The organism is Micromonospora sp. WMMD961 (assembly GCF_029626145.1).
Lineage (GTDB): Bacteria > Actinomycetota > Actinomycetes > Mycobacteriales > Micromonosporaceae > Micromonospora.
In genome coordinates, this window is record NZ_JARUBJ010000002.1 from 1,849,591 (window position 1) to 1,875,026 (window position 25,436).

Below are 25,436 nucleotides of genomic sequence, written 5' to 3' on the forward strand. Positions count from 1 at the left end.
CACCGCCGTTCGATGCCGCCGCACACCCGTACCGTCCGGTGCCCGACGGCTCGCGCGAACGTCAACAGCGTCCATCTGCCGTGATGCGTTACGTTGCTGGTCCGCTGGGGTACAAGTCGGAGCACGGCGGGTGAAGATCAACGGTCGCGGGGCACGGCCGGAGCGGGAGGCTGCATGAGCTCGGCCCAGGGGGGCGCGGACATCGGGCGTGCCGCTCTGTCCGGCCGCGAGACCCCTCCGATGCTGGCGGCCGCGTTCGCGGCCGGCGGTGAGATGGGTGACCGGCTGGCGTCCCTGGACTGGTCCTCCGGCCCGCTGGGTGAACCCGGTCAGTGGCCCCCGGCGCTCTCCAACGCGGTCGGCATGATGCTCGCCTCCAGCGCGCCGATCGTCATGTTCTGGGGCGACGAGCAACTCGCCTTCTACAACGACGCCTACCGGCCCACCATCGGCGCGAAGCATCCGGACGTGATCGGCCAGCCGGCCCGGTCCTACTGGGCGGAGACCTGGGAGGTGCTCGGCCCGCTGCTCGACGGCGTCCGGGACACCGGGCGCTCCTACCGCGGCGAGGACCACCCGTTCCTGCTGGACCGGCACGGCTTCCTCGAGCAGACCTACTTCAACGTCTCGTACGACCCGATCCGCGGTGCCGACGGCTCGGTCGATGGCGTCTACTGCATCGTCAGCGAGACCACCGGACGGGTGCTCGGCGAGCGCCGGCTGCGGGCACTGGCCGAACTGGGCGCCGAACTGAACGACATCGGCAGCTCCGCCGAACTCGGCCGAACCGCGGCCGAGGTGCTCGGCCGGCACCGGGCGGACGTGCCGTTCGCCCTGATCTACCTGGCCGACGACAGTGGTCACCTCGCCCTGGTCGGTTCCACCGGCAGTGTCTCGCCCTCCGTCGGCACCATCGCGCGGGTGTTGGCCCGGGTCACCGCCGACGGCACGCCCACCACCGTCGAGGTGGCCGACCTGCTCGACCCGCCGTCGGTCGACGCCGCCGACCAGGCCCTCGTGCTCCCGCTCACGGCGACCAACCAGACGGTGGGCGCGCTGGTCGTCGGAGTGGGCCGTCAGCTGCCCCTCGGCGACGACTACCGAAACTTCCTCGACCTGGTCGCCGCCCAGATCTCCCGCGCGGCCGGCACGCAGCGGGCGTACGGGCAGGAACGGGCCCGGGCCGCCGAGTTGGCCGCGCTGGACCAGGCGAAGACCAACTTCTTCGCCAACGTGAGCCACGAGTTCCGCACCCCACTGACCCTGGTGCTCGGCCCGCTGGAGGACATGCTGGCCGACCCGGCGCTACCCGCGGCTTTGACCGAGCGGCTCACCACCATGCACCGCAACGCGTTGCGCCTGCTCAAGCTGGTCAACACCGTGCTGGACTTCTCCCGACTGGAGTCCGGTCGGCTCGCCGCCCGCTACCAGCCCACCGATCTCGCCGGCTACACGGCCCGGCTGGCCAGCACCTTCCGCTCGGCCACCGACCGGGCCGGGTTGCGCCTGGTGGTCGACTGCCCGCCGCTGCCGACACCGGTCTTCGTCGACCGGGACATGTGGGAGAAGATCGTCCTCAACCTGGTGTCCAACGCGGTCAAGTTCACCTTCGACGGCGAGATCCGGGTGCGGGTCCGGGCCCTGGACGGCGCGGCCCGGCTGGAGGTGACCGACACCGGCATCGGCATCGTGGCGGACGAGATACCGCACGTGTTCGAGCGTTTCCACCGGGTGTCCGGGGCCCGCGCACGCACCTACGAGGGCACCGGGATCGGCCTGGCGCTGGTCCGGGAGCTGGTCGAGATGCATGGCGGGGAGGTCGGGCTGACCAGCCGGGTCGACGAGGGCAGCAGCTTCACGGTGACCGTCCCGACCGGATCGGAGCACCTGCCCGCGGACCGGGTGGTCACGTTCGGCCACCTGCCGACCGGCGAGCCCGAGCAGGCCCGCCTCTACGTGGCGGAGACCGCCTTGTGGACCGGCACCGGCCCGGCGCCGGAGTACGACAGCCGGCCGACCGACGGCACCCCGGCCGGCCGGATCCTGGTCGTCGACGACAACGCGGACCTGCGCGAGCACGTCACGCGGCTGCTCTCCCCCACCTGGGAGGTGGTCACCGCGAGCGACGGGCTGGCTGCGCTGCCACTGGCCCGCGAGGGCGGGTTCGACCTGGTGCTGAGCGACGTGATGATGCCCCGACTGGACGGGTTCGGGCTGGTCGGCGCGCTGCGCACGGACCCGCGTACCCGGCATGTGCCGATCGTGCTGCTCTCCGCCCGGGCCGGTGCCGCGGAGGCCGTCGCCGGCCTCTCCGCCGGTGCCGACGACTACCTCACCAAGCCCTTCGCCAGCCAGGAGCTGATCGCCCGGGTTCGGGCCAACGTCGAGCTGGGCCAGCTCCGCGGGCAGATCATCCGCCGGCTCCGGGCGCTGGCCGACGCGGCGGTGGCGGTGAACACCGCCCGATCCACCGGCGACGTCCTCCAGGTCGCCGCCCGGCACGCGCTCAGCCTCGCCGAGGCCGCCCGAGTGGTGATCACCGCGGCCGGCGCCCGCTCCGAGGCGGACGGCGGTGGCAGCACCGCCGCGGACCCCTCATTCGTGACCGACCTGACCGGCACCTCCGGTGACGCACTCGGCGAGCTGCGGGTCTGGCGGCCCGCCGGCGACGACGCGCCGGCCGACGACGCCGCGCTGACCCAGCTGGCCCGGCTGGTCGGGGTGCGGCTGGAGAACGCACAGCTCTACGAGGCCGAACACCGCATCGCCACCACCCTGCAACACAGCCTGCTGCCGCAATCGCTGCCACAGCTGCCCGGGACGGTGCTGGCCAGCCGCTACCTGCCCGGCACCGCCGACGTCGAGGTCGGCGGTGACTGGTACGACGCCATCGCCCTCGACAACGGTGAGCTGGTGCTGGTCATCGGCGACGTGGTGGGCAAGGGCGTCCAGGCCGCCGCGGCGATGGGGCAACTGCGCAACGCGCTGCGGGCGTACCTGCTGGAGGGCTACGGCCCGGGTGAGGCCCTGACCCGGCTCAACCGGCTGGTGGGGTCCACCGAGCGCCGCACCTTCGCGACGGTGCTCTGTCTGCTGTTCGACCCGCGTACCAACCGACTGCGGTACGCCAGTGCCGGTCACCCGTCCCCACTGCTGATCAGAGGAGGCGACGTGGCGTTCCTACACGTCCGCGCGCTCGGCGCGCCGGTCGGCGCCATCCCCGACGCGACGTACGAGGCGGTCGAGGCGGAGTTGTCCCGCGGCAGCCGTCTGCTGCTCTACACCGACGGGTTGATCGAGGATCGACGGCTCGACATCGACGGGGCGTTGGCCCAGCTGCGCCTGGACGCCGCGACCCCCAGTGAGCACCTGGCCGACCTGATCGACGCGGTGGTCGAGCGGGTCGACGGGCGACCACGCCGCGACGACGTGGCCGTCCTCGCCCTGGAGGCGGCGGAGCTGAACCGCTTCGCGCTGCGGCTACCGGCGGACCCGACCCGGCTGAGCGTGCTGCGTAAACGTCTGGAGGACTTCCTGGTCGCCCACGAGGTTGGTGAGACCGACGTGTTCGACCTGACCGTCGCGGTCTCCGAGGCCGCGGCGAACGCCATCGAGCACCCGGTCCACCCCGCCGAGGCCACGATCAGCGTGGAGGTGGCGATCGAGGACCGGACGGTGACGGCCACGGTGCGCGACAGCGGGCAGTGGCGGGAGTCGACCGGCTCCGGGTTCCGGGGGCGCGGTCTGGCCCTGATCAAGGCGCTGGGCGAGCTGTCGGTGCGGCGTACCGATGAGGGCACCGAGGTGACGCTGCGCCGGCAGCTGCGGGACTGACCGTGCGACCGGCCGGGCCGTTCAGGCCGGGCTGAGCCAGCTCTGCCCGCCCAGGCCGGAGATGTCCAGCACCCGACGGACCTGCCGGGACGGCAGGACGGTGAGCGTGCCCGGAAACCGCTCGGCGAGCCGGACCAGGGCGTGGATGGCGGCCGAGTCGAAGAAGGTGACACTGCGCAGGTCGAGGGTGATCCGCTCGGCGGGCTCGCGTAGCGCGGTCTGGAGCATCGTGTCCGCCGTCGCCATGTCGACCTCGCCGGCCACCACCACACGGAGGTGGTCACCGTCGATCTCCGCGCTGGCCGAGAAGACGGGCGGTGCTCCCCCTTGATCCACGCAGACACCATGGCACAGCGATACTTGCAGGGCAACAACCTGCCCGGAGCGGCCGTGGCGCGGGTCACCAGCGCTCCCGGCGATAGGCTTGTCGCATGACCGTCCGCCCTCCGCTGACACCCGGCACGCTCTCCCCGCTGCGACCGGTGCCGTCCCAGATCGCCCGACCGGAGTACGTGGGCAAGAAGGGTCCGCAGCAGTGGCGTGGCTCGCACGTCCAGACGCCGGAGACCATCGAGAAGATGCGGGTCGCCAGCCGGCTCGCCGCCCAGGCGACCCAGCTCGCCGGCGAACACTGCAAGCCCGGCGTGACCACCGACGAGATCGACAAGGTGGTGCACGAGTTCCTCTGCGACCACGGCGCCTACCCGTCGACGCTGGGCTACAGGGGCTTCCCGAAGTCCTGCTGCACCAGCATCAACGAGGTCATCTGCCACGGCATCCCGGACTCCACTGTCATCCAGGACGGCGACATCATCAACGTCGACGTCACCGCGTACATCGGCGGGGTGCACGGCGACACCGACGCCACCTTCTGTGTCGGTGAGGTCAGCGAGGAGGCTCGGCTGCTGGTCGAGCGCACCCACGAGGCGATGATGCGCGGCATCCGCGCGGTCGCCCCGGGGCGGCAGATCAACGTGGTGGGTCGGGTCATCGAGTCGTACGCCAAGCGGTTCGGCTACGGCGTGGTCCGCGACTTCACCGGCCACGGCATCGGCGAGGCCTTCCACAGCGGCCTCTACGTGCCGCACTACGACAGCCCGCGCCCCACCGACATCATGGAACCGGGGATGACGTTCACCATCGAGCCGATGATCACGCTCGGCACCTACCAGTACGACATGTGGGACGACGGCTGGACCGTCGTCACCAAGGACCGGAAGTGGACGGCCCAGTTCGAGCACACCATCGTGGTGACCGACGACGGCCACGAGATCCTGACCCTGCCGTGACCGAGACCCCGGCAGCCCTGCGCGAGGCGCACCACGCCGACGTCTCCGGCGGCTGGCTGCGCCCAGCCGTCTTCGGCGCGATGGACGGGCTGGTCACCAACATCGCCCTGATCGCCGGCGTCGGCGGCGGCGGAGTGTCGCCGCACAGCATCGTGCTCACCGGCACCGCCGGCCTGGTCGCCGGGGCGATCTCGATGGGGCTCGGCGAATACACCAGCGTCCGGTCCGCCAACGAGCAGGTCGCCGCCGAGGTGGCCAAGGAGCGACGGGAACTGGAACGCCACCCCGAGGCGGAGGCCCGCGAACTGGCCGACGCCTGGGTGGCCCGCGGCCTACCCCGGGACCTCGCCACCCAGGTCGCCGAAGCGGTACGCCGCGACCCGGAGGAAGCCCTACGGGTGCACGTCCGCGAGGAGTTGGGCGTCGACCCCGACGACCAGCCCAGCCCATGGGCCGCGGCGACCTCGTCGTTCCTGTTCTTCTCGCTGGGCGCACTGATTCCGCTGCTGACCTACCTGTTCGGCGCCACCGACCTGTGGCTGGCACTCGCCGTCGGCGGGATCGGGCTGTTCGCCGCCGGTGCGGTGGTCGCCCGCTTCACCAACCGGCCCTGGTGGACCGGCGGCCTGCGCCAACTGCTGCTGGGTGCCGCCGCGGCCGGCGCCACCTACCTCATCGGCACGCTGATCGGGGTGCACGGCGGGCTGTGACGCCTGTCAACCGGTGAGCAGGTCGTCGATCGTCCCGTCGACCGCACGACCACGGGCGGCCAGGTCCTCGGCCTGCCGGGTCAGCACCGCACCCACCTCGGTCATGTCCGCGCCGGCCAACCCGGTGCGGCGAACCGCGTCCCCCGGGTCACGGAAGTAGGTGCGGCTCAGCAGGCCCGTCACCGTGGCCGCCGCCAGCCGGGCCTCACCGAGCATCAACAGGGCCTGGTCGGTCTCGTACCACTCGGCGAGCCGCGCCGCCCGGGCGTGCGCCGCGCTGCCCCGATACCAGGCCTGCCGGGCCGCGGTGCTGAACTCCGCCGGTCGAGCCCGGGCCAACCGGCCCAGATGCTCGTCGCGCAGCGTCCGCAACCAACCCGTCGGGTCGTGCAACGCCTGGGTGGTGACGTACCGGTCGGCGGTCAGCGGCCACAGTGCGGAGATCACCCGAGCCTGCGCCAGGTAGTCCTCCGCGCCGGCCACGGTCAGATCGACAAGCACCCCGTCCACCCGGCGGGTCGCCGGTGACGGGCCGGCACCGGACCGGTAGGTGACCACCAACATCCCCGCCTCACGGTCCCCACCGCCGTCGTCGTCACCGTGCGCCAGGGGCCCGTGCACCGCGACCGCGAGCACGTCGGCCGGGAAACGCCGCCGGACCGCCTCGGCGACCCGCTCCGCGACCGCCCACCGTCCGTCGTCGAGACCCCGATCGACACCGGTCTGCTCGCTGCCCGCGCTCACGGGGCCACCTCTGTTCGCGACTGCGGGGCTCGCAAACCCGGCTCACTCCTCGCGCTCACGGGGTCACCTTCCGCTGGCTGGGCGTCAGCCTAGCCAGCCGGCGGCGGACCGGCGGGCGCGCCGCGCCCGGTCGGTACCAACCGGAAGATGCGGATCTCCCGGCCACCGGCCCGCTGCACGTACGTGCGGTACGCGGGCCACTCGGTGACCAGCAGCTGCCACAGCCGGTCCCGTTCGGCGCCGGATGCCGGCTCGGCCCGCACCGGGATCCGCCGGCCCTTCACGTCCACCTCGGCGGCCGGATCGGCGAGCAGGTTCATCGCCCAGCCCGGATGGTGGGCCTGCCCCCAGTTGGAACCGATCACCACGTAGGCGTCGCCATCGGGCACGTACAGCAGCGGGTTGCTGCGGGGCTTGCCGGAGCGGCGACCCGTCGTGGTGATCACCAGGGACGGCATCAGGCCGAGCGCGACCACCCGACCCCGGGTGAGCCGACCGATCACGCGGTCGGCTGGCACCAGCAGACGTGCGGCGGCGCCGAACCAGCGGTAATGACCAACTCGGCGGGTGATATTTCCCAGCACTGACACGCGGATCAGTCTGCCGGTTGCCCGGCCCCGGCGGCACCCCCACGCCCGCCCGGATCGCCGACCGGCCGGTCGGTCACCCGCCGACCGGCGGGCCACGGAGGTCGGTCAGTCCAGCCGCCGTTCGATCGGCAGCCGGGCGCGGGTGAACAGACCGGCCCCGAGCATCGCCACCACCGGCACCAGCACCAGCACGCCGAGCGTGGGCCACGGCACCAGGATCGGGTACGGATCGGATGCCGGCCAGTCGCTGGCGTACTGCCGGTTGACCGAGAACAGCACGATCGCCGCGGTGCCCAGCCCGGCCACGATGCCGAGCACCGAACCGAGCCCGGCGATGACCCCGGCCTGGCAGACCGCCAACATCCGGCGCAACGCCGGTGCCGCGCCGACGGCCGCCAGGGTGGTCAGCTCGGCACGTCCCTCGGCGGCGGCGAGCGCGGTGGCGATACCAGCAGCTCCCACCGTGATCAGGCCGGCCGCCGCTGCGAGCAACAGGAGCAGCGGTGAGATGTCGCGCGGTGCGGAACCCTGCTCCACGTTCAGCGAGAACGTCCCGAACGAGCGCAGGGCGGCGGCGAACCGGGCCTGCTGCTCCTCGTCGGGTGGCGACGGGGTGCCGATCACCCAGCCGGCCGAGGACCAGTTCAGGTCGAGTTGTCGGGCCGCGGAGGTGGACAGCAGCAGGCGGGGGTAGCCGGTGGCCCGGGGCAGCGCGTACCCCGGGAGGTCACGGAGCGCGGTCATTTGATCGGGCCCGGTGTCCACCCGGCTGACGCGTACGGTGACCAGGCCGTCGTGCAGGTAACGCGGGTCGGTCACCACCACGCCACCGGCGCGCAGCACCGCCGATGCCGCCGCGGTCGTCGTCGGGTCCGCGCCGGTGAGAAGAGGTATTGCGGAGCCGTCGTCCACCCAGGGCTCCACGTAGCCCCCGGAGGAGTCCGCCCGGCAGCGTGGGTCGGCCCGGGCCTGCCGGCGGTCCGGCGCGGGAAGGTCGTCGCCGGGCTGCCACGGGCAGACCTGGGTCGGTGGGAGCACCGGCGCGATGTCGCAGTAGCCGGTGCCCGCCGCCTCGCAGTTGGGCGCGTAGACGGAGGCGACCGCGCCGACCCCCAACTGATCCCGGGCCGCATCGACGACCTGGGCCAGCGTGGGTTGCTCGGCCGACCCGTTCTGGTAGACCAGCATGTGACCGGTCGGCAGCGTCGGCTGGTACGCGCGCGCGTCACGGGCGCCGTCACTGGCCAGGTACCCACCGAGCGCCACGCTGCTCGCTACGGCTGCCATCACGGCGCAGATGGCCGGTGCTGCGGCGGCCCGGTTACGGCTGGCGTCGCGCAGCGCGATCCGAGGTGCCAACGGCAACAGCCGACCGAGGCGGGCGAGCGACCCGATCAGCGTGGGCGTGCAGCACACCAGACCCAACTCGCCGAGGATCAGACCGGTGAGGATCACCGCCGGGGAGGTCCGGCTGGCCCCGTACGCCGCCAGCCCGGCCCCGCCGACCACCAGCGCCAGACCGACGACCAACCAGCGACCCGGGGACACCGGTGGGGTACGTCGCCCGGCGAGCCCGGCGCTGACGTCCTGCCGGGCTGCCGTCCAGGCCGGTGCCAGCGCGGCGAGCACCCCGGCCAGCACCGCGACCCCACCGAGCAGCACCAGGGCGGCCGGCCAGCAGCGGTAGCCGCCGAAGCGCATGCCGAAGACGTACTGCTCCATCAGCGGGCGACCGGCGAACGCTGCGCCGACACCGACAACCAGGCCGGTGGCGGCGCCCAGCACACCCAGCACCACACCGTCGGCCAGCACGACCCGGCGCAGTTGGGCGGCGTCCCCGCCGGCCACCGCGACCAGCGCCAGATCCCGTCGTCGGCGACGGACACCGACGGCGAAGGCCGGCCCGACCAGAAGGACGACCTCCAGCAGCCCGAGGCCGGCGATCAGGACGCCGGTACTCAGGTCGTTGGCGTCGCTCGCGCCGGTCAACCCGAACCACGTCCGGTCCGCCCCGCCCCCAGGGCCGGTCCAACGACGCGCGGTGACCACCACTCCCCGCTCGTTCAGCCGGGACACCAGCGCGGCGTCGACGGTCCCGGGTACGTCCGCCAACCAGACGCTGTCCGGCTCCGGACCGGTCCTCGGTACGGCTCCCGGATGCAGCGCGACGACCGGACCGAGGTCGTCGGCGAACTCGACCACCCCCACCACGGTGTACGCCCTGCTCCCGTCGGCGACCGTGACGGCGGCACCGAGGCGCAGGTCCAGGCGGCGCAGTGCCGCCGGGCTGACCGCGACCTCGCCGGCCTGCTGCGGCGCCCGGCCGGCCAGGAACCGCACCAGCCCGCGGGCCAGTGGGTCGCCGAGGTCCAGCACCCGACCGGCCACGTCCTCGTCGCGGTGCGGACCGGGCAGGGTCAGCGGGGCGTACGGGCGCACCTCGGTGACCCGGCTGCCCGGCCCCAACAGCGCGGTCATCTGGGCTGCGGTGGCCCTTGCCGGGGGCGTGCCATCCTGCGTGTTCCAGCCCTCACCCCACTCGTCCTGTCCCACCGGACCGCTGGCGACCCACTGCAACTCCGCGTCGGCCACGCCGAGCCGACGGTCGACACGTTCCTGCGGGGTCAGCTCGGCCATGTCGTAGCTCGCCGCGAGGAAGGCCAGCGCGGCCACCGGGAGGGCGATCATCGCGAGGACGAGGATGGTCCGTCGCCGGGCCCGGCGGGACTCGCGCCGCGCGATCCGCAGCGCGGTGCGCCAGGAGCCGGTCAGCTCGGCGATCCGCCGCCGGCCGACGAGCGCGGATGGTTGGACCGGTCCCGCCGGGGCGGGGTCGGTCCGGCCAGGGGCCCGCCGCGTACGGCGGACGATCACCGGTCGCTGCCGGACAGCAACTGCTCGACGCTGCCCAGCGGTGCCGTCGTGTCGACCAGCACGCCGTCGCGGAGGAACACCACCCGGTCCGCCCAGCCGGCATGTCGTGCCTCGTGGGTGACCAGCACTCCGGCGGCACCCGCGTCGATCCGGCGGCGCAGCAGGTGCAGCACCGCCTCACCGGTCTGCGAGTCCAGTGCGCCGGTGGGCTCGTCGGCGAGCACCAGCCGGCGCTCGCCCACCAACGCGCGGGCGATGGCCACCCGCTGCTGCTGCCCGCCGGAGAGCTGGTCGGGGAAACGGTCGCCCAGCCCGGGCAGGCCCACCTCGGTGAGCGCGGCCCGGGCCAGCGCGCGGGCGCGGCGTCCGCTGGTGCCGTCGAGCTCCAACGGGAGCGCCACGTTCTCCAGCGCGCTCAGACTGCCCAGCAGGTTGAGCTGCTGGAAGATGTAGCCGATCCGGCGACGACGAAGCTGGGCCAACCCGCGACGGTCCAGAGCCCCGAGCGGTTGCCCCTCGACCCGGACCTCGCCGTCGGTCGGCCGGTCCAGCCCTCCGGCCAGAGCCAGCAACGTCGACTTGCCGGAGCCGGACGGCCCCATCACCGCGACCAGTTCGCCGGGCCGGACGGCCAGGCTGACGCCGCGCAGCGCACGCACCGCCGACGGTCCGGTGCCGTGGGTGCGGTGGACGGCGCGGATGTCCAACACCGCGTCGTCCGCCCCGCTCACCGTCGCGCCTCCTCGCCGGCCCAGGTCACCGCGTCCCGCGCGTCGGCGTCCCCCGGTCGGAGAACGGGCGGCGGGGGGTCGGTGGGTTGGTGCCGCACCAGGCTGGTCTCACAGTGGTCCAACCAGCGCACCTCCGCCTCGGCCTGGAACACCATCGAGTCCAGTACGAGTCGCCAGGGGAGATCCTCCGGCCGGTTACTGCCGTACTTCAGCCGGGTCAGCTCCTGCAGGGCCCGCATCGTCGCGCTGCGCTGGGCCTGCACCACCGAGCGGACGTCCACCCCGGGGGTGGTCAGCGCCAACGCCAGCTTGATGGCCAACTCGTCGCGGGGTCGGTCCGTGCGGCTGATCGGGGTGGCGAACCACAGCGCCAGGTCCGCCCGTCCGGCGTCGGTGATCTCGTACGGGCGCTGCCCGGCCTCGCTCTCCGGCAGCGGGCGCACCAGACCGTCCCGTTCCAGCCGGGACAGCGTGGTGTAGACCTGCCCGATGTTCAGCGGCCAGGTCGAGCCGGTCGACTCCTCGAACGCGGCGCGCAGCTGGTAGCCGTACATCTGGCCGCGTTCGAGCAGGGCGAGCAACCCGTGACGGATGGACATGGCAACGGAGTATGCATACCTGGTATGCGCACCGCAACCGGAGCGGACCTGTTCAGGCTGGTCGACCGGGAAACGGGACGGTCAGCGGCGTCGACCCGGCCGTCTTGCGCCACCGGGTGGCGCGCACGGCGTACTCCACCAGGGCCGCCAGCGCCTGGTCCCGGTCGGCGCCGGTGGTGGACGCCAGCGCCGCCCGCCAGTGCGCGGCCGCGCGTTCCTCCACCTCGGCGGCGAGCCGCAACGCGCTCGCCCGGTCGGTGACCGGGAACGGCAGCGCGTAGCCGGCGCGGTCCGGCGGCACGACGCCGCCGGCGGTGGTGAGCTGCACCACCAGGGTGTCGCGCCGACGTCGATGCGCGGCCTCGGCCTGGTGTGCCGACTCCCGTGCCGCACCGGTGAGCCGGACACCGATCCGCCCGTAGGCGTAGATGGCCGCGTACTCGGCGGACAGCGCGGAGGCGAGTGCCTCTCCGGCGGACGGCTGCCTCACTTCAGTGCCTCCTGGTGGGTCGCGCGGGCGGCGACGATCGACCCGAGCAGTGCGGCCCGCTCCGCGGGTGCTGCGGCGCAGGCGGTGGTCGCGGACTGCTGGGCGGTCTTCTCCAGTGCGCGCAGCGCGGCGAGCGCGCCGGCCGGGTCGGCCGCCGGGGCGGTGGTCGGGGCGGTGGGCCCCGCCGACGGCAGGGCGACGCCGATCACCCGGGCCAGCTCGGTGGCGTGGGCGGTGTGCGCCTCGGCGATCGGGTCGAGCCGGCCGGCCAGGTCGGGGTACGCCGCGGCGCTGCTCCGGTACGCCTCGGCCAGCGCGAGTGACTCGTCCACCATCGGCCGCAGCGGGTCCGGCGGCGGTGCTGGCTCGTCGTCACGGTCGAAAAGATCACAGCCGGTCAGTGGCGCGGCGGCGCCACCGAGCACCAGCAGCGCCCCGCCGTGCAGGAGCTTACGCCGGGAATGTCCGGATGCCTGGTTGCGCTGTGTCGTTCTGCCGATCCCCACCGGGCAAGTCAACACCATGTGCGCCGCTCCGGGGGCCACCGGCGTCGGTGCGCCGCCCGGCCCGACGCCGGGCAGGCGCGTTACGCTCTGCGCAGCCGCCGGCGTGTCCGCTCCGGTGGCGTGCCGGCATGGCCGGACGACCGACCACCGTCGACCAGGGAAAGGTGCGGAGATGACGCAGCGTGGCCGTGCCACCAGGCCGACGGGTCGACCCCGCGATGCCGCGGGCCCCCGTGGTGGTGACCTCGCCGGGAGACGCGCCCGGCTTCGAGCCGTGATCGAGCCCGTCGTCGACGACGCCGGCTACGACCTGGAGGACCTGTCGGTCTCCCGGGCCGGTCGCCGGCACGTGGTGCGGGTGATGGTCGACGCCGACGGCGGGATCGACCTGGACGCCGTCGCGGACGTCTCCCGCGCGGTCTCGGCCGCGCTGGATGCCGCGGAGGAGGCCGGTGGTGACATCGTCGCCGGGGAGTACCAGCTCGAGGTCAGTTCGCCGGGCGTCGACCGCCCGCTCACCCTGCCCCGACACTGGCGGCGCAACGTGAGCCGACTCGTCAAGGTCACCGTTCGGGGCGCGACCGCGCTGCCCGGCCAGCGCGGCGAGCAGCCCGCCGGTGACCGCCAGCTGACCGGCCGGGTGATCGCGGCCGACGACGAGGGCGTGCTGCTGGAGACCGAGGCCGGGCGTGCCTCCTGGGCGTACGCCCAGCTGGGCCCGGGGCGCGTGCAGGTCGAGTTCACCCGCCTCGCCGAGCTCGGCGAGGCGGACGAGGAGTTCGACGACGCGGACGATTCTGACGAGATCGACGATTCAGACGACATCGACGACGAAGATGATGTGGAGGACGAGGAGAGGTGAACATCGACCTCGCGGCGCTGCGCGCACTCGAGCGCGAGCGGGAGATCCCGTTCGACACGATTCTCGCGGCGATCGAGACCGCGTTGCTGACCGCCTACCGGCACACCGACGGCGCCGAGCCGCACGCCCGGGTGGAGATCGACCGTAAGTCCGGCGCCGCTCTGGTGTACGCGCAGGAGATGGACTCCGACGGCAGCCTGGTGCGGGAGTGGGACGACACCCCGCACGACTTCGGCCGGATCGCCGCCATGACCGCCAAGCAGGTGATCCTCCAGCGTCTGCGGGAGGCCACCGACGAGGTGCACTTCGGTGAGTACGTGGGCCGCGAGGGTGACCTCGTGACCGGCGTGGTGCAGGCGCACGAGACGCGTACCGAGAAGGGCATCGTCAGCGTCGACCTGGGCAAGCTGGAGGGTGTGCTGCCGCAGTCCGAGCAGGTGCCCGGTGAGCGGTACGCCCACGGTGAGCGGGTCCGCTGTGTCGTGGTGCACGTCGCCAAGGGCATGCGCGGGCCGCAGATCACCCTGTCCCGGTCGCACCCGGCGCTGGTCAAGAAGCTGTTCGCGCTGGAGGTCCCGGAGATCGCCGACGGCACTGTCGAGATCGGCGCGATCGCCCGTGAGGCAGGTCACCGTACGAAGATCGCCGTCCGCTCCACGACCCCCGGGGTCAACGCCAAGGGCGCCTGCATCGGGCCGATGGGCCAGCGGGTGCGCGCCGTGATGAGCGAGTTGCACGGCGAAAAGATCGACATCATCGACTGGTCGGACGACCCGGCCACCTTCGTCGGTAACGCGTTGTCGCCGGCCAAGGCGCTACGGGTCGAGGTGGTCGACCTGGCCGGTCGAGCCGCCCGGGTGACCGTTCCCGACTTCCAGCTTTCGCTGGCCATCGGCCGGGAGGGGCAGAATGCCCGACTCGCGGCCCGTCTGACCGGTTGGCGGATCGACATCCGCTCCGATGCGGAGCAGACCGCCCCGGCCGCGCGTGAGGGAGCTGATCACGTGCGGGAGCCGGGCGGCGCGATCTCGGGCGGCTAGGGGTAGACTTCTTCCAGTGGTACGACGCGCGCAGCCGGAGCGCACCTGTGTGGGTTGCCGGCAACGTGCGCCGGCCAGCGAATTGCTGCGGATTGTCGCGGTCAGGGACGAGGTTGGTCACAGCCTCCGGCCTGACCCGCTTCGCAGGCTGCCGGGTCGGGGAGCGAACATGCACCCGGATCCGGCCTGCTTCGCGCTGGCGGTGCGGCGCCGCGCCTTCGGGCGTGCGCTGCGCATCACCGAGGTCCTCGACCACGGTGTGCTGGCGGAGCACGTCGATGCGCCAACCACTACGTCCGGTCAGCCCGACCGGGCGAGGGTCGCTAGCAGGGTAGGACGACCGACATGAGCACACGATGAAGTCCCTGAAATGACCAGGCTTCAAGTGCACGAGTGAGGTCGCTGCGGGTGCTGCCCGCACGACCTCGGAGTGAGGAGTGCAGTGGCAGGCAAGGCCCGCGTACACGAGCTTGCAAAAGAGCTCGGGGTCGAGAGTAAGACCGTTCTCGCCAAGCTGAAGGAAATGGGCGAGTTCGTGAAGTCCGCGTCGAGCACCGTCGAGGCGCCCGTCGCCCGGCGGCTGCGTAACGCATTCGTCGCGTCCGCCGGGGCTCCGGCACCGGCCGCCCCGTCGGCGCCCGCGTCGACGCCGGCTTCCAACCCGACCCCGACGACGTCCCCGACCCCGGGCGCGCCCCGGGTTTCGGCAAAGCCGATGCCGCCTCGGCGGCCGGCAGCGCCGACGCCCGGCCCGAAGCCGAAGGGTCCGGTGCCCGCCGCGCCGCAGCCGGCGGCTCCGGTCGCCAAGCCGGCGAGTGCCCACGACATCGAGGTGGCGGCCGCGGAGGCGCGTGCCGCCGCGCTGAAGGCTGAGCAGGAGGCCGCGGTCAAGGCCGCGCAGGCCGCCCGTCAGCAGCAGCGGGAGAACCCGGTTCGCCGGGAGCCTCCGGCAGACGGTGGCAACCGTCCCGGCCCTCGGCCGGGTCCGGCCGCGATGCCGCCCCGTCCCGGTTCGCCGGCAGCTCGTCCGAGCGCGCCTGCTCCGGGTCCGGGTGCCCGACCGGGTGGTCGCCCGCCGGCGCGCGGCGCCGGTAACAACCCGTTCGGCATCCAGGGTGGCCAGCAGCAGCGGCCCCCGGCCGCCGGTGCGGGTGGTCCCCGGCCCAACACCCCGGCGGGCATGCCGCCGCGGCCGAGCCCGAACTCCATGCCGCCGCGGCCGAGCCCGGCGTCGATGCCGAGTCAGCGTCCGGCGGCCGGTCGTCCCGGCCCCGGTGGCGCTGGTCGTCCCGGCGGCGGCGCTGGTCGTCCCGGTGGCGGCGGTGGCTTCCGTGGCGGTCCCGGCGGTGGCGCCGGCGGCGGTGGCGGTTACCGCGGCGGCCCTGGTGGCGGCGCGGGTGCCGGCGGTGGCGGTGGCTACCGTGGCGGTCCCGGCGGCGGTGGCGGTGCTCCCGGTGGCGGTTTCCGCCCGGGTGCTCCGGCCGGTGGCGGCGGTCGTCCGGGTGCGGGCGGTCGTGGCCGTGGCGGCGGTGCCGCGGGTGCCTTCGGGCGTCCGGGTGGCCGGCCGACGCGCGGTCGCAAGTCCAAGAAGCAGCGCAGACAGGAGTTCGACAACCTGTCGGCTCCGACCATGAGCTCGGGTGCTCCCCGGGGTCAGGGTCAGGTCGTCCGGCTGTCTCGCGGCGCCTCGCTGTCCGACTTCGCCGACAAGATCAACGCCAACCCTGGTTCGCTGGTCCAGGAGATGTTCAACCTGGGCGAGATGGTCACCGCGACCCAGTCCTGTTCTGACGACACCCTGCAGCTGCTGGGTGAGCACCTGGGCTTCGACATCCAGATCGTCAGCCCGGAGGACGAGGACCGCGAGCTGCTCGCGCAGTTCAACATCGACCTCGACGCGGAGGTGGCCGAGGAGCGTCTGGTCAGCCGTGCGCCGGTGGTGACCGTCATGGGTCACGTCGACCACGGTAAGACCAAGCTGCTCGACGCGATCCGCAAGGCGAACGTCGTCGCCGGTGAGGCGGGTGGCATCACCCAGCACATCGGTGCGTACCAGGTGCACGTTCCGCACGATGGTGTGGACCGCGCGGTGACCTTCATCGACACCCCGGGTCACGAGGCGTTCACCGCCATGCGTGCCCGTGGTGCCCAGGTGACGGACATCGTGATCCTGGTGGTCGCGGCCGACGACGGCGTGATGCCGCAGACCATCGAGGCGTTGAACCACGCCAAGGCGGCCGACGTGCCGATCGTGGTCGCGGTCAACAAGGTCGACAAGCCGGATGCCAACCCGGACAAGGTCCGCCAGCAGCTGACCGAGTACGGCCTGGTCGCCGAGGAGTACGGCGGCGAGACCATGTTCGTCAACGTGGCCGCCAAGCCGGGCATCGGCATCGAGGAGCTGCTCGAGGCCGTCCTGCTGACCGCCGACGCGTCGCTGGAGCTGACCGCTCCGATCGACGGGCCGGCGCAGGGTGTGGCCATCGAGGCGCACCTGGACAAGGGCCGCGGTGCGGTGGCGACGGTGCTGGTGCAGAAGGGCACCCTGCGGGCGGGCGACTCGATCGTCGCCGGTGGGGCGCACGGCCGGGTCCGGGCCATGCTCGACGAGAACGGCAACCAGCTCTCCGAGGCTGGGCCGGCGCGTCCGGTCATGGTTCTGGGTCTGACCGCGCCGCCCGGCGCGGGCGACACGTTCCTCGCCGCGGCGGACGACCGCACGGTGCGGCAGATCGCCGAGCAGCGGCAGGCGCGGCGGCGGGCGGCGGCATTCGCCAACTCCCGTGGTCGGGCCACCCTCGAGACGCTCATGGAGCAGCTCAAGGAGGGCGAGAAGACGTCACTCAACCTCATCCTCAAGGGCGATGTCTCCGGTTCGGTGGAGGCCCTGGAGGACGCGCTGTTCAACCTCGACATCCCCGAGGAGGTCCAGCTCAAGGTCCTCGACCGGGGCGTCGGCGCGATCACCGAGAGCAACGTCATGCTCGCCAGCGCCTCGTCCGAGCCGGTCACGATCATCGGCTTCAACGTGCGGGCCTCGAACAAGGTCCGTGAGATGGCCGACCGCGAGGGCGTGGAGATCCGGTACTACACCGTCATCTACCAGGCCATCGAGGAGATCGAGGCAGCGCTCAAGGGCCTGCTCAAGCCGGAGTACGAGGAGGCCGAGCTGGGCACCGCGGAGATCCGCGACGTCTTCCGCTCGTCCAAGATCGGCAACATCTCCGGTTGCATCGTCCGGTCGGGCATCATCCGGCGCAACGCGAAGGCTCGACTGCTTCGGGACGGGACGGTCGTGGCGGACAACCTCACGATCACCTCGCTGAAGCGGTTCAAGGATGACGCCACCGAGGTCCGCGAGGGCTTCGAGTGTGGTCTGACCCTGGGTGGTTACAACAACGTCCAGGTCGGCGACGTCATCGAGACCTTCGAGATGCGGGAGAAGGTTCGCGCCTGATCCGGCAGTGACACGCTGATCAAGGGGTTTGCGCCCTAGGGCGTAAACCCCTTGATCATGCGGGGCGGGTTGGCGGTATCGTCCGGGGCGATGTTCACCGGAACCGCGGTCTTCGACCTGCTGCTGCCGGGCGACTCCCGGTCGCTCAAAGCCAAGAGATCATATGTACGGCCGATCGTGGCGGCGCTGCGCCGCTTCGAGGTGTCGGCCGCCGAGGTGGGTGCGCTCGACCTGCACGGTCGAGCGCAGATTGCGGTGGCCGTGGTGGCCGCCGAGACAGTGCACGTCCGCGAGGTGCTCGACTCCTGTGAGCGCCTGGTGGCCGGCCGTCCCGAGGTCGAGCTGCTGTCGGTTCGACGCCGGCTGTACGGCGTGGACGACGACTGACCACGGTGCCGGCTGTGCCGGGCGACCGGTGCGGCCGCGAAGGTAGTGTTCGAGATGTTGGCCGGTCGGCCGGCGGCCTCCGGGCCTCCGGGCCGACCGGGAGCAGGACGCCGTGGAGGTGGCGAGATGTCTGATCCGGCCAAGGTACGCCGGCACGCCGAACGGGTGCGTGAGCTGGTCGCGTCGGTGGTGCGGAGCCAGATCAAGGACCCGCGGCTCGGGATGATCACCATCACCGACGCCCGGATCACCGCTGACCTGCGCGACGCGACGGTCTTCTACACGGTGCTCGGCGACTCGGTCGCCCAGGCGGACACGGCCGCCGCGCTGGAGAGCGCCAAGGGGATGTTGCGCAGCACGGTCGGCAAGGCGCTCGGGCTTCGGCACTCGCCGACCCTGACGTTCGTCCTCGACGACGTACAGGACCAGGTCAAGCACATCGACGACCTGCTCGCCGCCGCCCGCAACGCCGACGCCGAGGTGCAGCGGCTCGCCGCCCAGGCGAAGTACGCGGGCGAGGCCCAGCCGTACCGGGTGGACGACGAGGACGACGAGACGGACGAGGCCGACGAGGCCACTGACGCCAGGGAAACCCCGCGGGGTGGGGAAACGCGGTGACCAGCACCGCCAGTGCCCCGCTCGCCGGGGCAGCCGGGCTCGGCCCCGCCGAGGCGGACTGGGCCGCGGCCGAGGCGTTGGTGCGGGCTCTCCCGCCGACCGGCCGGGTGCTGCTGATCTGTCACGTCAACCCGGACGGCGACGCGCTGGGCAGCATGCTCGGCTTCGGTCTGGGCCTGCGGCAGCTCGGCGTACGCGACGTGCAGGCGACCTTTCCCGGGCCGCCGGAGGTGCCGGAGCCGTTGCACGGGCTTCCCGGGCTCGAGCTGCTGGTCCCGGCGGACGCGGCGGACCTCGCACCCGATCTGGTGATCTGTTTCGACGCGGCGAGCGAGTCGCGCCTCGGCGAGTTGGCCGGGCGGCTGTCGTCGGCGGGTGGGGCGCTGGTGCTCGACCACCACGCCTCGAACCCGGGCTTCGGCACTGTCAACCTGGTCGACCCAAGCGCCGCGGCGACGTCGGTGGTGGCCGAGCAGTTGCTGACCCGGCTCGGGGTCGTGGTGGATCGGGCGATCGCCGAGTGCCTCTACGTGGCCCTGACCACGGATACTGGTTCGTTCCGGTTCGCGGCGACCACCCCGGCGGTGCACGAGATGGCCGCCCGGTTGCTGGCCACCGGCATCTCGCCCGGTGACATCTCCCGGCGGGTCTTCGACACCCGGCCCTTCGGCGCGGTGCGTCTCTTCGGTGATGTGCTCGGTCGGGCGCAGTTGGAGCCGGCCGCCGCCGGTGGCCAAGGGCTGGTCTGGACCTTCGCCACCCTGGACGACCTGGCCCGACACGACCAACGGCCGTACGTGCTGGAGGCGTTGATCGACTCGGTGCGCTGCACCGCCGAGGCGGACGTGGGCTGTGTGCTGAAGCAGACCACGTCGGGTGAGTGGGCGGTGTCGATGCGCAGCAAGGGTGCGGTGGACGTCAGCCGGGTCGCGGTCGCGCTGGGCGGTGGTGGTCACACGTTCGCGGCCGGTTTCACCGGTCGGGGGTCCGTCGAGCAGGTGGTCGAGTCGATCCGTGGCCAACTGGACGCGGCGTTGGTCCACCCCACGAGCTGACGCTGCCGTTAGCCGTCATCGATCGGTCGATCCCGAAGATCAGGGTCAGCTCCGGGGAGTGTTGGTCTTCCCGCGCTCGGTGAGACCGGGAAGAATTGCGGGATGGAGCAGCCGCACGACCTCACCGTGGAGGCCCCCCGAGCATGGGATCGGCCCGCCGTCTCCGTTCCCGTCCTGGTCTGTCTGTCGCTCGTCGGTGGTCGGTTCGCGTCCTTCTCCACCGAGGCGAATCTGTTCACCCTCGGCACCGGCGGGGTGCTGATCTGGCTCGGTCTGAGCAACCGGGTGCCCCGTCGACCGGCGCCGCGCCGTCTGGGCGCGGGAGCGGCGTGGTGGGCGGTGCCGGTGGTGGTCTTCGGCGTCTTCGAGGGTGCCACCTTCGTGTTGGCGGCCGGCGATGACTTTCCCACCTTCTCCCGGCTCGCCGATCCCCTCCTGGAAGATCACCTGACCCGGTCGGCGGCCTGGTTCGCCTGGCTGGCGGCCTTCTGGGGGCTGGTGCGGCGATGATGCGGGCGCTCGCGATCGGCGGCTTTCTGGCCGCGCTGGTCCTCTTCGCGGTGGTCGAGTGGATGGCCCGCCGGGAGGGCTCGCGGATCCCCACCCTCGGCGAGGTCTGCGCGTACGTGATGCGCTACGAGGTCGGTCTGGTTCCGGTGGGCCGGATCGGTCTGTTCGGGTTCTGGTGGTGGCTGGGATGGCACTTCCTGGCCCGTTGAGCCGGGTTGCCCGCTGTCCAGATGGCGGGAACCGTGAGCAGCATATGGACCTGAACGATAACTTGGGAGAGGGCCGGCGCCGCGTGACGGTGCAGGTCATGGGTGGTGGTGCCACACCTCGTGCCGCCTCCCTCCAGGGTCGCACCGACCCGGGCTCACGCTGCCCAGGCGGCCGCTCCGGTAACCCCGGACCGCCGTGGGGCGCTCAGCAGGACCGCCCGTCGAGGGCCGCCGCCTGTCGGTGGCTCGCTCCCTGGAAGGACCACCACCATGCCGAACAAGCCCAAGCCCGAGGCCACCACCGACGACGCCCGCGAGCAGGCCCGACGCGCGCTGCAGACGTCGATGGACACCCGCCAGTGACCCGACCGCACCAGCGGTGATCCCTCCCGCCGAACACCGCCGGGGAGGACCGGACGCATCCTGGTGCTCCTTTGGAGCTGAATCGTCTGCGACATCGCGACCTGACGGGTCACGACGTCACGACCTGCTTCGTCTGCGACGTCACGACCTGCTTCGTCTGCGATGTCACGACCTGCTTCGTCTGCGACGCCAGGACATGATTCGTTTACGACATCAGCTCCACAGCCTCTGACCAGAGGTACTGGCCCCCGCCTGACCGCCTGCCTGAGTGCGGGCTCGGCCCGCGACGCGGACATGACCCACGCGATGCTGGCCAGCCTGCGCGGCCGAGGGCGACTCCGACGAGGTAAGCAGTCGGCGGGATTGCGATCCTTACGGGGCTCGTGCCAGGATCGGCGGCGATGAGCCAGACCGTCACCGCCGACCGAACCGCCTCGCCACGCCGGATCGCCAGCCTCGCCCTGCCGGCCCTCGTGGTGCTCGCCGCCGAGCCGCTCTACGTGCTCGTCGACACGGCGGTGGTCGGTCACCTCGGCCGGGTGCCGCTCGCCGCGCTCGCCGTCGGCGGCACGGTGATGACGCTGACCGCGTGGGTCGGCACCGTGGTCGCGTACGGCACCACCGGGCGGGCTGCCCGCCGCTTCGGAGCGGGGGACCGGGCCGCCGCGGTGGCCGAGGGCGTCCAGTCCTCCTGGTTGGCGCTCGGTGTCGGTCTGCTGATCGCGATCGGCATGCAGTTCGGCGGAGCCGCGCTCGCGCGTACCCTCGTCGGTGGTGGTGGCGAGGTGGCCGACGCCGCCGAACACTGGCTGCGGATCGCGGCCCTCGGCGCCCCCGGCCTGCTGCTCGCCGCAGCCGGCAACGGCTGGTTGCGCGGCGTGCAGGACACCCGCCGCCCGCTGTACTTCGTGCTCGGCCCCAACCTGCTCTCCGCGCTGCTCTGTCCGCTGCTGGTCTACCCCGCCGGGCTGGGCCTGATCGGCTCGGCGGCGGCCAACGTCGTGGCGCAGACCCTCTGCGGGGCGCTCTTCGCCGCGGCCCTGGTCGCCGAACGGGTGTCGCTGCGGCCCCGACCCCCCGTGATCCGCCAGCAGTTGGTGCTCAGCCGGGACCTGCTGATCCGAGGGATCGCCTTCCAGGCCAGCTTCCTCTCCGCCACCGCCGTCGCCGCTCGCTTCGGCGCCGCCGCCGTCGGCGCCCACCAGATCGCCCTTCAACTCTGGTTCTTCACCGCGCTGGTGCTCGACGCGCTGGCCATCGCCGCCCAGTCGCTGGTGGGCGCCGCGCTCGGTGCCGGCGACGACGCCGGCGCGCGGGCGCTCGCCCGCCGGATCGGGCTGCTCGGTGGCGTCTGCGGCATCGGCTTCGCGCTGCTCATCGCCGCCGGCGCCGGTGTGGTGCCGTCCTGGTTCAGCTCCGATCCGGGGGTACGCGAGCAGGCCATGACCGCGTGGCCGTGGTTCGTCGCCATGCTGCCGCTGGCCGGGGTGGTGTTCGCCCTCGACGGCGTGCTGATCGGCGCGGGCGACGTGCGTTACCTGCGCAACCTCACCATCGTGGCGGCGCTCGGCGGCTTCCTGCCCGCCATCTGGCTGGCGTACGCCCTCGACCTCGGGCTGGGCGGCATCTGGGCCGGGCTCACAGTGTTCGTGGTGATCCGGCTGGTCGCCCTGCTGCTGCGCCTGCGCACCGGCAGCTGGGCGGTGGTCGGCGCGGTTCGCTGACCACCGCCCGGTCAGCAGCGGGTGGTGGTCGGCGCGGGCGCGTCGAGGTCGAAGATCGTGCCCGGGTCGCCCGCCGGTATCCGGTCCCGGTGTACGTCGGCCACCCAGAACTGCTCCTGCACCCAGCCGTCGCGGAGTTGCGCGCAGTCCGCGTTCCAGGTCACCGCCTCCGCCGAGGTGATCCAGAGGCCCCGGGCCGAGGACGGCACGTCGTCCGGGTGACCGGCGATGGCGGCGGCGGGTCGGTCGGGTCCGTCGGCGGAGGCTCGGGTCACGCCGGGTGTGCCCACGCACCGCGCTGGGTGGGCCATCTGGCAGGCTTGGCCGACGTGAGCACCGATGGTCTGATCGTCGTCGACAAGCCCGGCGGCATGACGTCGCACGACGTGGTGGCGCGGATCCGCCGGTTGGCGAAGACGCGGCGCGTCGGCCACGGCGGCACCCTCGACCCGATGGCCACCGGTGTGCTGGTGATCGGCGTGGGCCGGGCCACCCGCCTGCTGACCTACGTGATCGGCGCGGGCAAGAGCTACACCGGCACCATCCGGCTCGGCCAGTCCACGGTCACCGACGACGCCGAGGGCGACGTGATCGCCAGCACGCCGGCCGGTCACCTCACCGACGACGCGATCCGGGCGGCGTTGGCCCCGCTCAGGGGCGACGTCGACCAGGTGCCGAGCGCGGTCAGCGCGATCAAGATCGACGGGCAGCGGGCGTACAAGCGGGTTCGCGACGGGGAGAGCGTCGACCTGCCCGCCCGCCGGGTCACCATCTCCCGCTTGGAGGTGCTGGCGATCCGCCGCACCGACCCGGACCTGGTGGACGTGGACGTGGACGTGACCTGCTCCTCCGGCACGTACATCCGGGCCATCGCCCGGGACGCGGGCCTCGCGCTCGGCGTCGGTGGCCACCTGACCGCGCTGCGCCGGACCGCGGTCGGCGGGTTCACCCTGGCCGAGGCGGCGACCCTCGACGAGCTGGAGCAGCGCGCACCGGAGGTGGTGAACCTGCCGCTGGACGCGGCGGCCGACCGATTCTTCCCGCGCCGGGAGGCCACGCCCGAGGAGGCTCGGGTGCTCGCCCACGGCGGGCCGTTGGACCCGGCCGGCCTCACCGGGCCGTACGCCGTCTTCGGGCCCGCCGGCGGTCTGATCGCTATCGTCAGCGAGCGGGACGGGCGGGCCCGCGCGGAGATCGTGCTCGCCCCGGCCTGAGGCCGGGCGACAGGGGAGGAGCGGCATGCAGCGGTGGCGGGGGTACGACGCGGCGCCCGGTGGGTGGGGACGCTCGGTCGTCACCATCGGCGTCTTCGACGGCGTGCACAAGGGGCACCAGGCGACGATCGGGCACACCGTGGCCCGGGCCCGCGCGTTGGGCGTGCAGTCGGTGGTGGTCACCTTCGACCCGCATCCGGCCGAGGTGGTCCGTCCCGGCTCGCATCCGGCGGTCCTCACCGAACCGGCCCGCAAGGCCGAGTTGATCGAGGCGCTCGGCGTGGACGTGCTCTGCGTGGTGCCGTTCACCCCGGAGTTCTCCCGGCTGCCGGCCGAGCAGTTCGTGCACGACGTCCTGGTCGAGCACCTGCACGCGGCGTTGGTGGTGGTCGGCGACAACTTCCGCTTCGGGCACCGGGCGGCCGGCGACGTGGCGCTGTTGGAGCAGCTCGGGCGCACCTTCGGCTTCGGCGTCGAGGGCGGCCCGCTGGTCGCCGAAGACGGCACCGTCTTCTCCTCCACCTACATCCGCTCCTGCGTCGACGCGGGTGACGTGGGCGCGGCCGCCGGCGCGCTGGGCCGCCCCCATCGCCTGGAGGGGGTGGTGGTCCGCGGCGACCAACGGGGTCGGGAGCTGGGCTTCCCCACCGCCAACCTGCTCTGCCACCGGTACGCGGCGGTGCCCGCCGACGGGGTGTACGCGGCCCGGCTGATCCGCCGCGGGCAACGTGACCCGCTGATGGCGGCCGTGTCCGTGGGCACCAACCCGACCTTCTCCGGCCGGGAGCGGCGGGTGGAGGCGTACGCGCTGGACTTCTCCGGCGACCTGTACGGCGAGCGGCTGGCCCTGGACTTCGTGGCGCACCTGCGCGGCCAGGTCCGGTACGACTCGATCGAGCCGTTGATCGCCCAGATGAATCAGGACGTCGAGCGCACCCGGCATGCCCTGACCTGATCGGCGGGGGCCCGCCGGCGGCCCTTGGCCGGGTGTTACCGGCGAGTGCTGGTAGTCTTGCCGGGACGTCGGGTGACCGGCGTGGGGCCTCGCGTGCCTGCTCGACGCCGCGGGTGCGAGGTACCGGTCCGTTCCCGGTCCATCGGGACGACGGACAACCTACTTGATCAACCCATCGAAACAGGGAGAACATGGCGCTCGACCAGGAAGCCAAGGCCAGCATCCGCGCGGAGTACGCGACCGCCGAGGGCGACACCGGTTCGCCGGAGGTCCAGGTCGCGGTCCTCACCAAGCGGATCGCCGAGCTGACCGAGCACCTGAAGGTGCACAAGCACGACCACCACAGCCGCCGTGGGCTGCTGCTGCTGGTCGGCCGTCGCCGTCGGCTGCTCAACTACGTCCAGAAGAAGGACATCAACCGCTACCGGTCGCTCATCGAGCGGCTCGGCCTGCGCCGGTGACGTGACGGGGGAGTGGCCGACCGGCCGCTCCCCCGTACCGCGTCCCACCAGAAGAAACACGGGCCGCGCGACCACCCGAGAGGGAGCCGGTCAGCGTACCGGTCTCCGGTAGTGGCCCCCGGGAACCCCGGCATCATGCCGGTACCCCGGGCGCTTCGATCGAAGACCGGCCGGCTGAGCAGCTCCCCGATGTCGTGGGCCCACGACGCGAAGG

Annotated in this window: 25 protein-coding genes; 16 read left to right on the forward strand and 9 right to left on the reverse strand. The window is 72.7% G+C overall.

Annotated features, from left to right (window positions below):
* The first annotated feature begins 174 nt into the window (after positions 1–174).
* Positions 175–3,834, forward strand: a complete 3,660-nt coding sequence (locus O7614_RS08830; RefSeq protein ID WP_278137974.1) for a SpoIIE family protein phosphatase — start codon at positions 175–177, stop codon at positions 3,832–3,834.
* 21 nt (positions 3,835–3,855) lie between these two features.
* Here O7614_RS08830 and O7614_RS08835 read toward each other — a convergent pair whose 3' ends face one another.
* Positions 3,856–4,170, reverse strand: a complete 315-nt coding sequence (locus O7614_RS08835; protein WP_278137975.1) for an STAS domain-containing protein — start codon at positions 4,168–4,170, stop codon at positions 3,856–3,858.
* Positions 4,171–4,265: 95 nt separating this feature from the next.
* Between O7614_RS08835 and map the strand changes: the two genes are divergently transcribed.
* Both map and O7614_RS08845 read left to right on the forward strand, forming a co-directional pair.
* Entirely contained in the window at positions 4,266–5,123 is an 858-nt protein-coding gene (gene map / locus O7614_RS08840; protein ID WP_278137976.1) for a type I methionyl aminopeptidase, read from the forward strand.
* Complete coding sequence (locus O7614_RS08845; protein ID WP_278137977.1) at positions 5,120–5,833, forward strand: VIT1/CCC1 transporter family protein; 714 nt, start codon at positions 5,120–5,122, stop codon at positions 5,831–5,833. The genes map and O7614_RS08845 overlap by 4 nt, the downstream gene beginning before the upstream one ends.
* Positions 5,834–5,839: 6 nt before the next feature.
* On the opposite strand, the gene O7614_RS08850 is transcribed toward O7614_RS08845, so the two are convergent.
* From O7614_RS08850 to O7614_RS08880, 7 genes are all read right to left on the reverse strand, one after another.
* A complete protein-coding gene (locus O7614_RS08850) occupies positions 5,840–6,577 on the reverse strand; it encodes a nucleotidyltransferase domain-containing protein (RefSeq protein WP_278137978.1) in 738 nt (245 codons plus the stop codon).
* An 89-nt stretch (positions 6,578–6,666) separates the two neighbouring features.
* A complete protein-coding gene (locus tag O7614_RS08855; RefSeq protein WP_278137979.1) occupies positions 6,667–7,167 on the reverse strand; it encodes a nitroreductase/quinone reductase family protein in 501 nt (166 codons plus the stop codon).
* Between the two features lie 105 nt (positions 7,168–7,272).
* Positions 7,273–10,041, reverse strand: coding sequence for an FtsX-like permease family protein (locus tag O7614_RS08860; protein ID WP_278137980.1), 2,769 nt, complete (start codon positions 10,039–10,041; stop codon positions 7,273–7,275).
* Positions 10,038–10,751 (reverse strand): ABC transporter ATP-binding protein, encoded by a 714-nt coding sequence (locus O7614_RS08865; protein WP_278142193.1) that lies wholly within the window; start codon positions 10,749–10,751, stop codon positions 10,038–10,040. The genes O7614_RS08860 and O7614_RS08865 overlap by 4 nt, the downstream gene beginning before the upstream one ends.
* Before the next feature lie 17 nt (positions 10,752–10,768).
* A complete protein-coding gene (locus O7614_RS08870; RefSeq protein ID WP_278137981.1) occupies positions 10,769–11,371 on the reverse strand; it encodes a PadR family transcriptional regulator in 603 nt (200 codons plus the stop codon).
* Positions 11,372–11,423: 52 nt separating this feature from the next.
* Complete coding sequence (locus O7614_RS08875; RefSeq protein WP_278137982.1) at positions 11,424–11,861, reverse strand: ferritin-like domain-containing protein; 438 nt, start codon at positions 11,859–11,861, stop codon at positions 11,424–11,426.
* Positions 11,858–12,385: a hypothetical protein gene (locus O7614_RS08880; RefSeq protein WP_278137983.1), complete on the reverse strand. Its 528-nt coding sequence runs from the start codon at positions 12,383–12,385 to the stop codon at positions 11,858–11,860. The genes O7614_RS08875 and O7614_RS08880 overlap by 4 nt, the downstream gene beginning before the upstream one ends.
* Before the next feature lie 154 nt (positions 12,386–12,539).
* Here O7614_RS08880 and rimP point away from each other — a divergent pair, with 154 nt between their 5' ends.
* From rimP to O7614_RS08930, 10 genes are all read left to right on the forward strand, one after another.
* Positions 12,540–13,229 carry a ribosome maturation factor RimP gene (rimP, locus tag O7614_RS08885; protein WP_278137984.1) on the forward strand — a complete coding sequence of 230 codons (690 nt, stop codon included), beginning with the start codon at positions 12,540–12,542 and terminating at the stop codon, positions 13,227–13,229.
* Positions 13,226–14,269: a transcription termination factor NusA gene (gene nusA / locus O7614_RS08890; protein ID WP_278137985.1), complete on the forward strand. Its 1,044-nt coding sequence runs from the start codon at positions 13,226–13,228 to the stop codon at positions 14,267–14,269. Before rimP ends, nusA begins: the two co-directional genes overlap by 4 nt.
* A gap of 16 nt (positions 14,270–14,285) precedes the next feature.
* Complete coding sequence (locus O7614_RS08895; protein ID WP_278137986.1) at positions 14,286–14,618, forward strand: YlxR family protein; 333 nt, start codon at positions 14,286–14,288, stop codon at positions 14,616–14,618.
* A gap of 93 nt (positions 14,619–14,711) precedes the next feature.
* Positions 14,712–17,726, forward strand: a complete 3,015-nt coding sequence (infB, locus tag O7614_RS08900) for a translation initiation factor IF-2 (protein WP_278137987.1) — start codon at positions 14,712–14,714, stop codon at positions 17,724–17,726.
* A gap of 90 nt (positions 17,727–17,816) precedes the next feature.
* Positions 17,817–18,113: a DUF503 domain-containing protein gene (locus O7614_RS08905; RefSeq protein ID WP_145785009.1), complete on the forward strand. Its 297-nt coding sequence runs from the start codon at positions 17,817–17,819 to the stop codon at positions 18,111–18,113.
* Between the two features lie 126 nt (positions 18,114–18,239).
* Positions 18,240–18,731: a 30S ribosome-binding factor RbfA gene (gene rbfA / locus O7614_RS08910; protein ID WP_278137988.1), complete on the forward strand. Its 492-nt coding sequence runs from the start codon at positions 18,240–18,242 to the stop codon at positions 18,729–18,731.
* On the forward strand, positions 18,728–19,786 hold the full coding sequence (locus O7614_RS08915; RefSeq protein ID WP_278137989.1) for a bifunctional oligoribonuclease/PAP phosphatase NrnA: 1,059 nt from the start codon (positions 18,728–18,730) through the stop codon (positions 19,784–19,786). Before rbfA ends, O7614_RS08915 begins: the two co-directional genes overlap by 4 nt.
* A 102-nt stretch (positions 19,787–19,888) precedes the next feature.
* A complete protein-coding gene (locus O7614_RS08920; RefSeq protein ID WP_278137990.1) occupies positions 19,889–20,296 on the forward strand; it encodes a hypothetical protein in 408 nt (135 codons plus the stop codon).
* Positions 20,296–20,505 carry a DUF6186 family protein gene (locus tag O7614_RS08925; protein WP_208745211.1) on the forward strand — a complete coding sequence of 70 codons (210 nt, stop codon included), beginning with the start codon at positions 20,296–20,298 and terminating at the stop codon, positions 20,503–20,505. The genes O7614_RS08920 and O7614_RS08925 overlap by 1 nt, the downstream gene beginning before the upstream one ends.
* A 764-nt stretch (positions 20,506–21,269) precedes the next feature.
* Positions 21,270–22,592 (forward strand): MATE family efflux transporter, encoded by a 1,323-nt coding sequence (locus O7614_RS08930; RefSeq protein ID WP_278137991.1) that lies wholly within the window; start codon positions 21,270–21,272, stop codon positions 22,590–22,592.
* A gap of 11 nt (positions 22,593–22,603) precedes the next feature.
* On the opposite strand, the gene O7614_RS08935 is transcribed toward O7614_RS08930, so the two are convergent.
* Positions 22,604–22,867 (reverse strand): hypothetical protein, encoded by a 264-nt coding sequence (locus O7614_RS08935; RefSeq protein ID WP_278137992.1) that lies wholly within the window; start codon positions 22,865–22,867, stop codon positions 22,604–22,606.
* Between the two features lie 36 nt (positions 22,868–22,903).
* Between O7614_RS08935 and truB the strand changes: the two genes are divergently transcribed.
* The 3 genes from truB to rpsO all read left to right on the forward strand — a co-directional run bounded on the left by truB (position 22,904) and on the right by rpsO (position 25,222).
* Positions 22,904–23,806 (forward strand): tRNA pseudouridine(55) synthase TruB, encoded by a 903-nt coding sequence (truB, locus tag O7614_RS08940; RefSeq protein ID WP_278142194.1) that lies wholly within the window; start codon positions 22,904–22,906, stop codon positions 23,804–23,806.
* A gap of 25 nt (positions 23,807–23,831) precedes the next feature.
* Positions 23,832–24,761 carry a bifunctional riboflavin kinase/FAD synthetase gene (locus O7614_RS08945; RefSeq protein WP_278137993.1) on the forward strand — a complete coding sequence of 310 codons (930 nt, stop codon included), beginning with the start codon at positions 23,832–23,834 and terminating at the stop codon, positions 24,759–24,761.
* A gap of 191 nt (positions 24,762–24,952) precedes the next feature.
* Positions 24,953–25,222, forward strand: a complete 270-nt coding sequence (rpsO, locus tag O7614_RS08950; RefSeq protein WP_278137994.1) for a 30S ribosomal protein S15 — start codon at positions 24,953–24,955, stop codon at positions 25,220–25,222.
* Positions 25,223–25,436 lie beyond the last annotated feature (214 nt).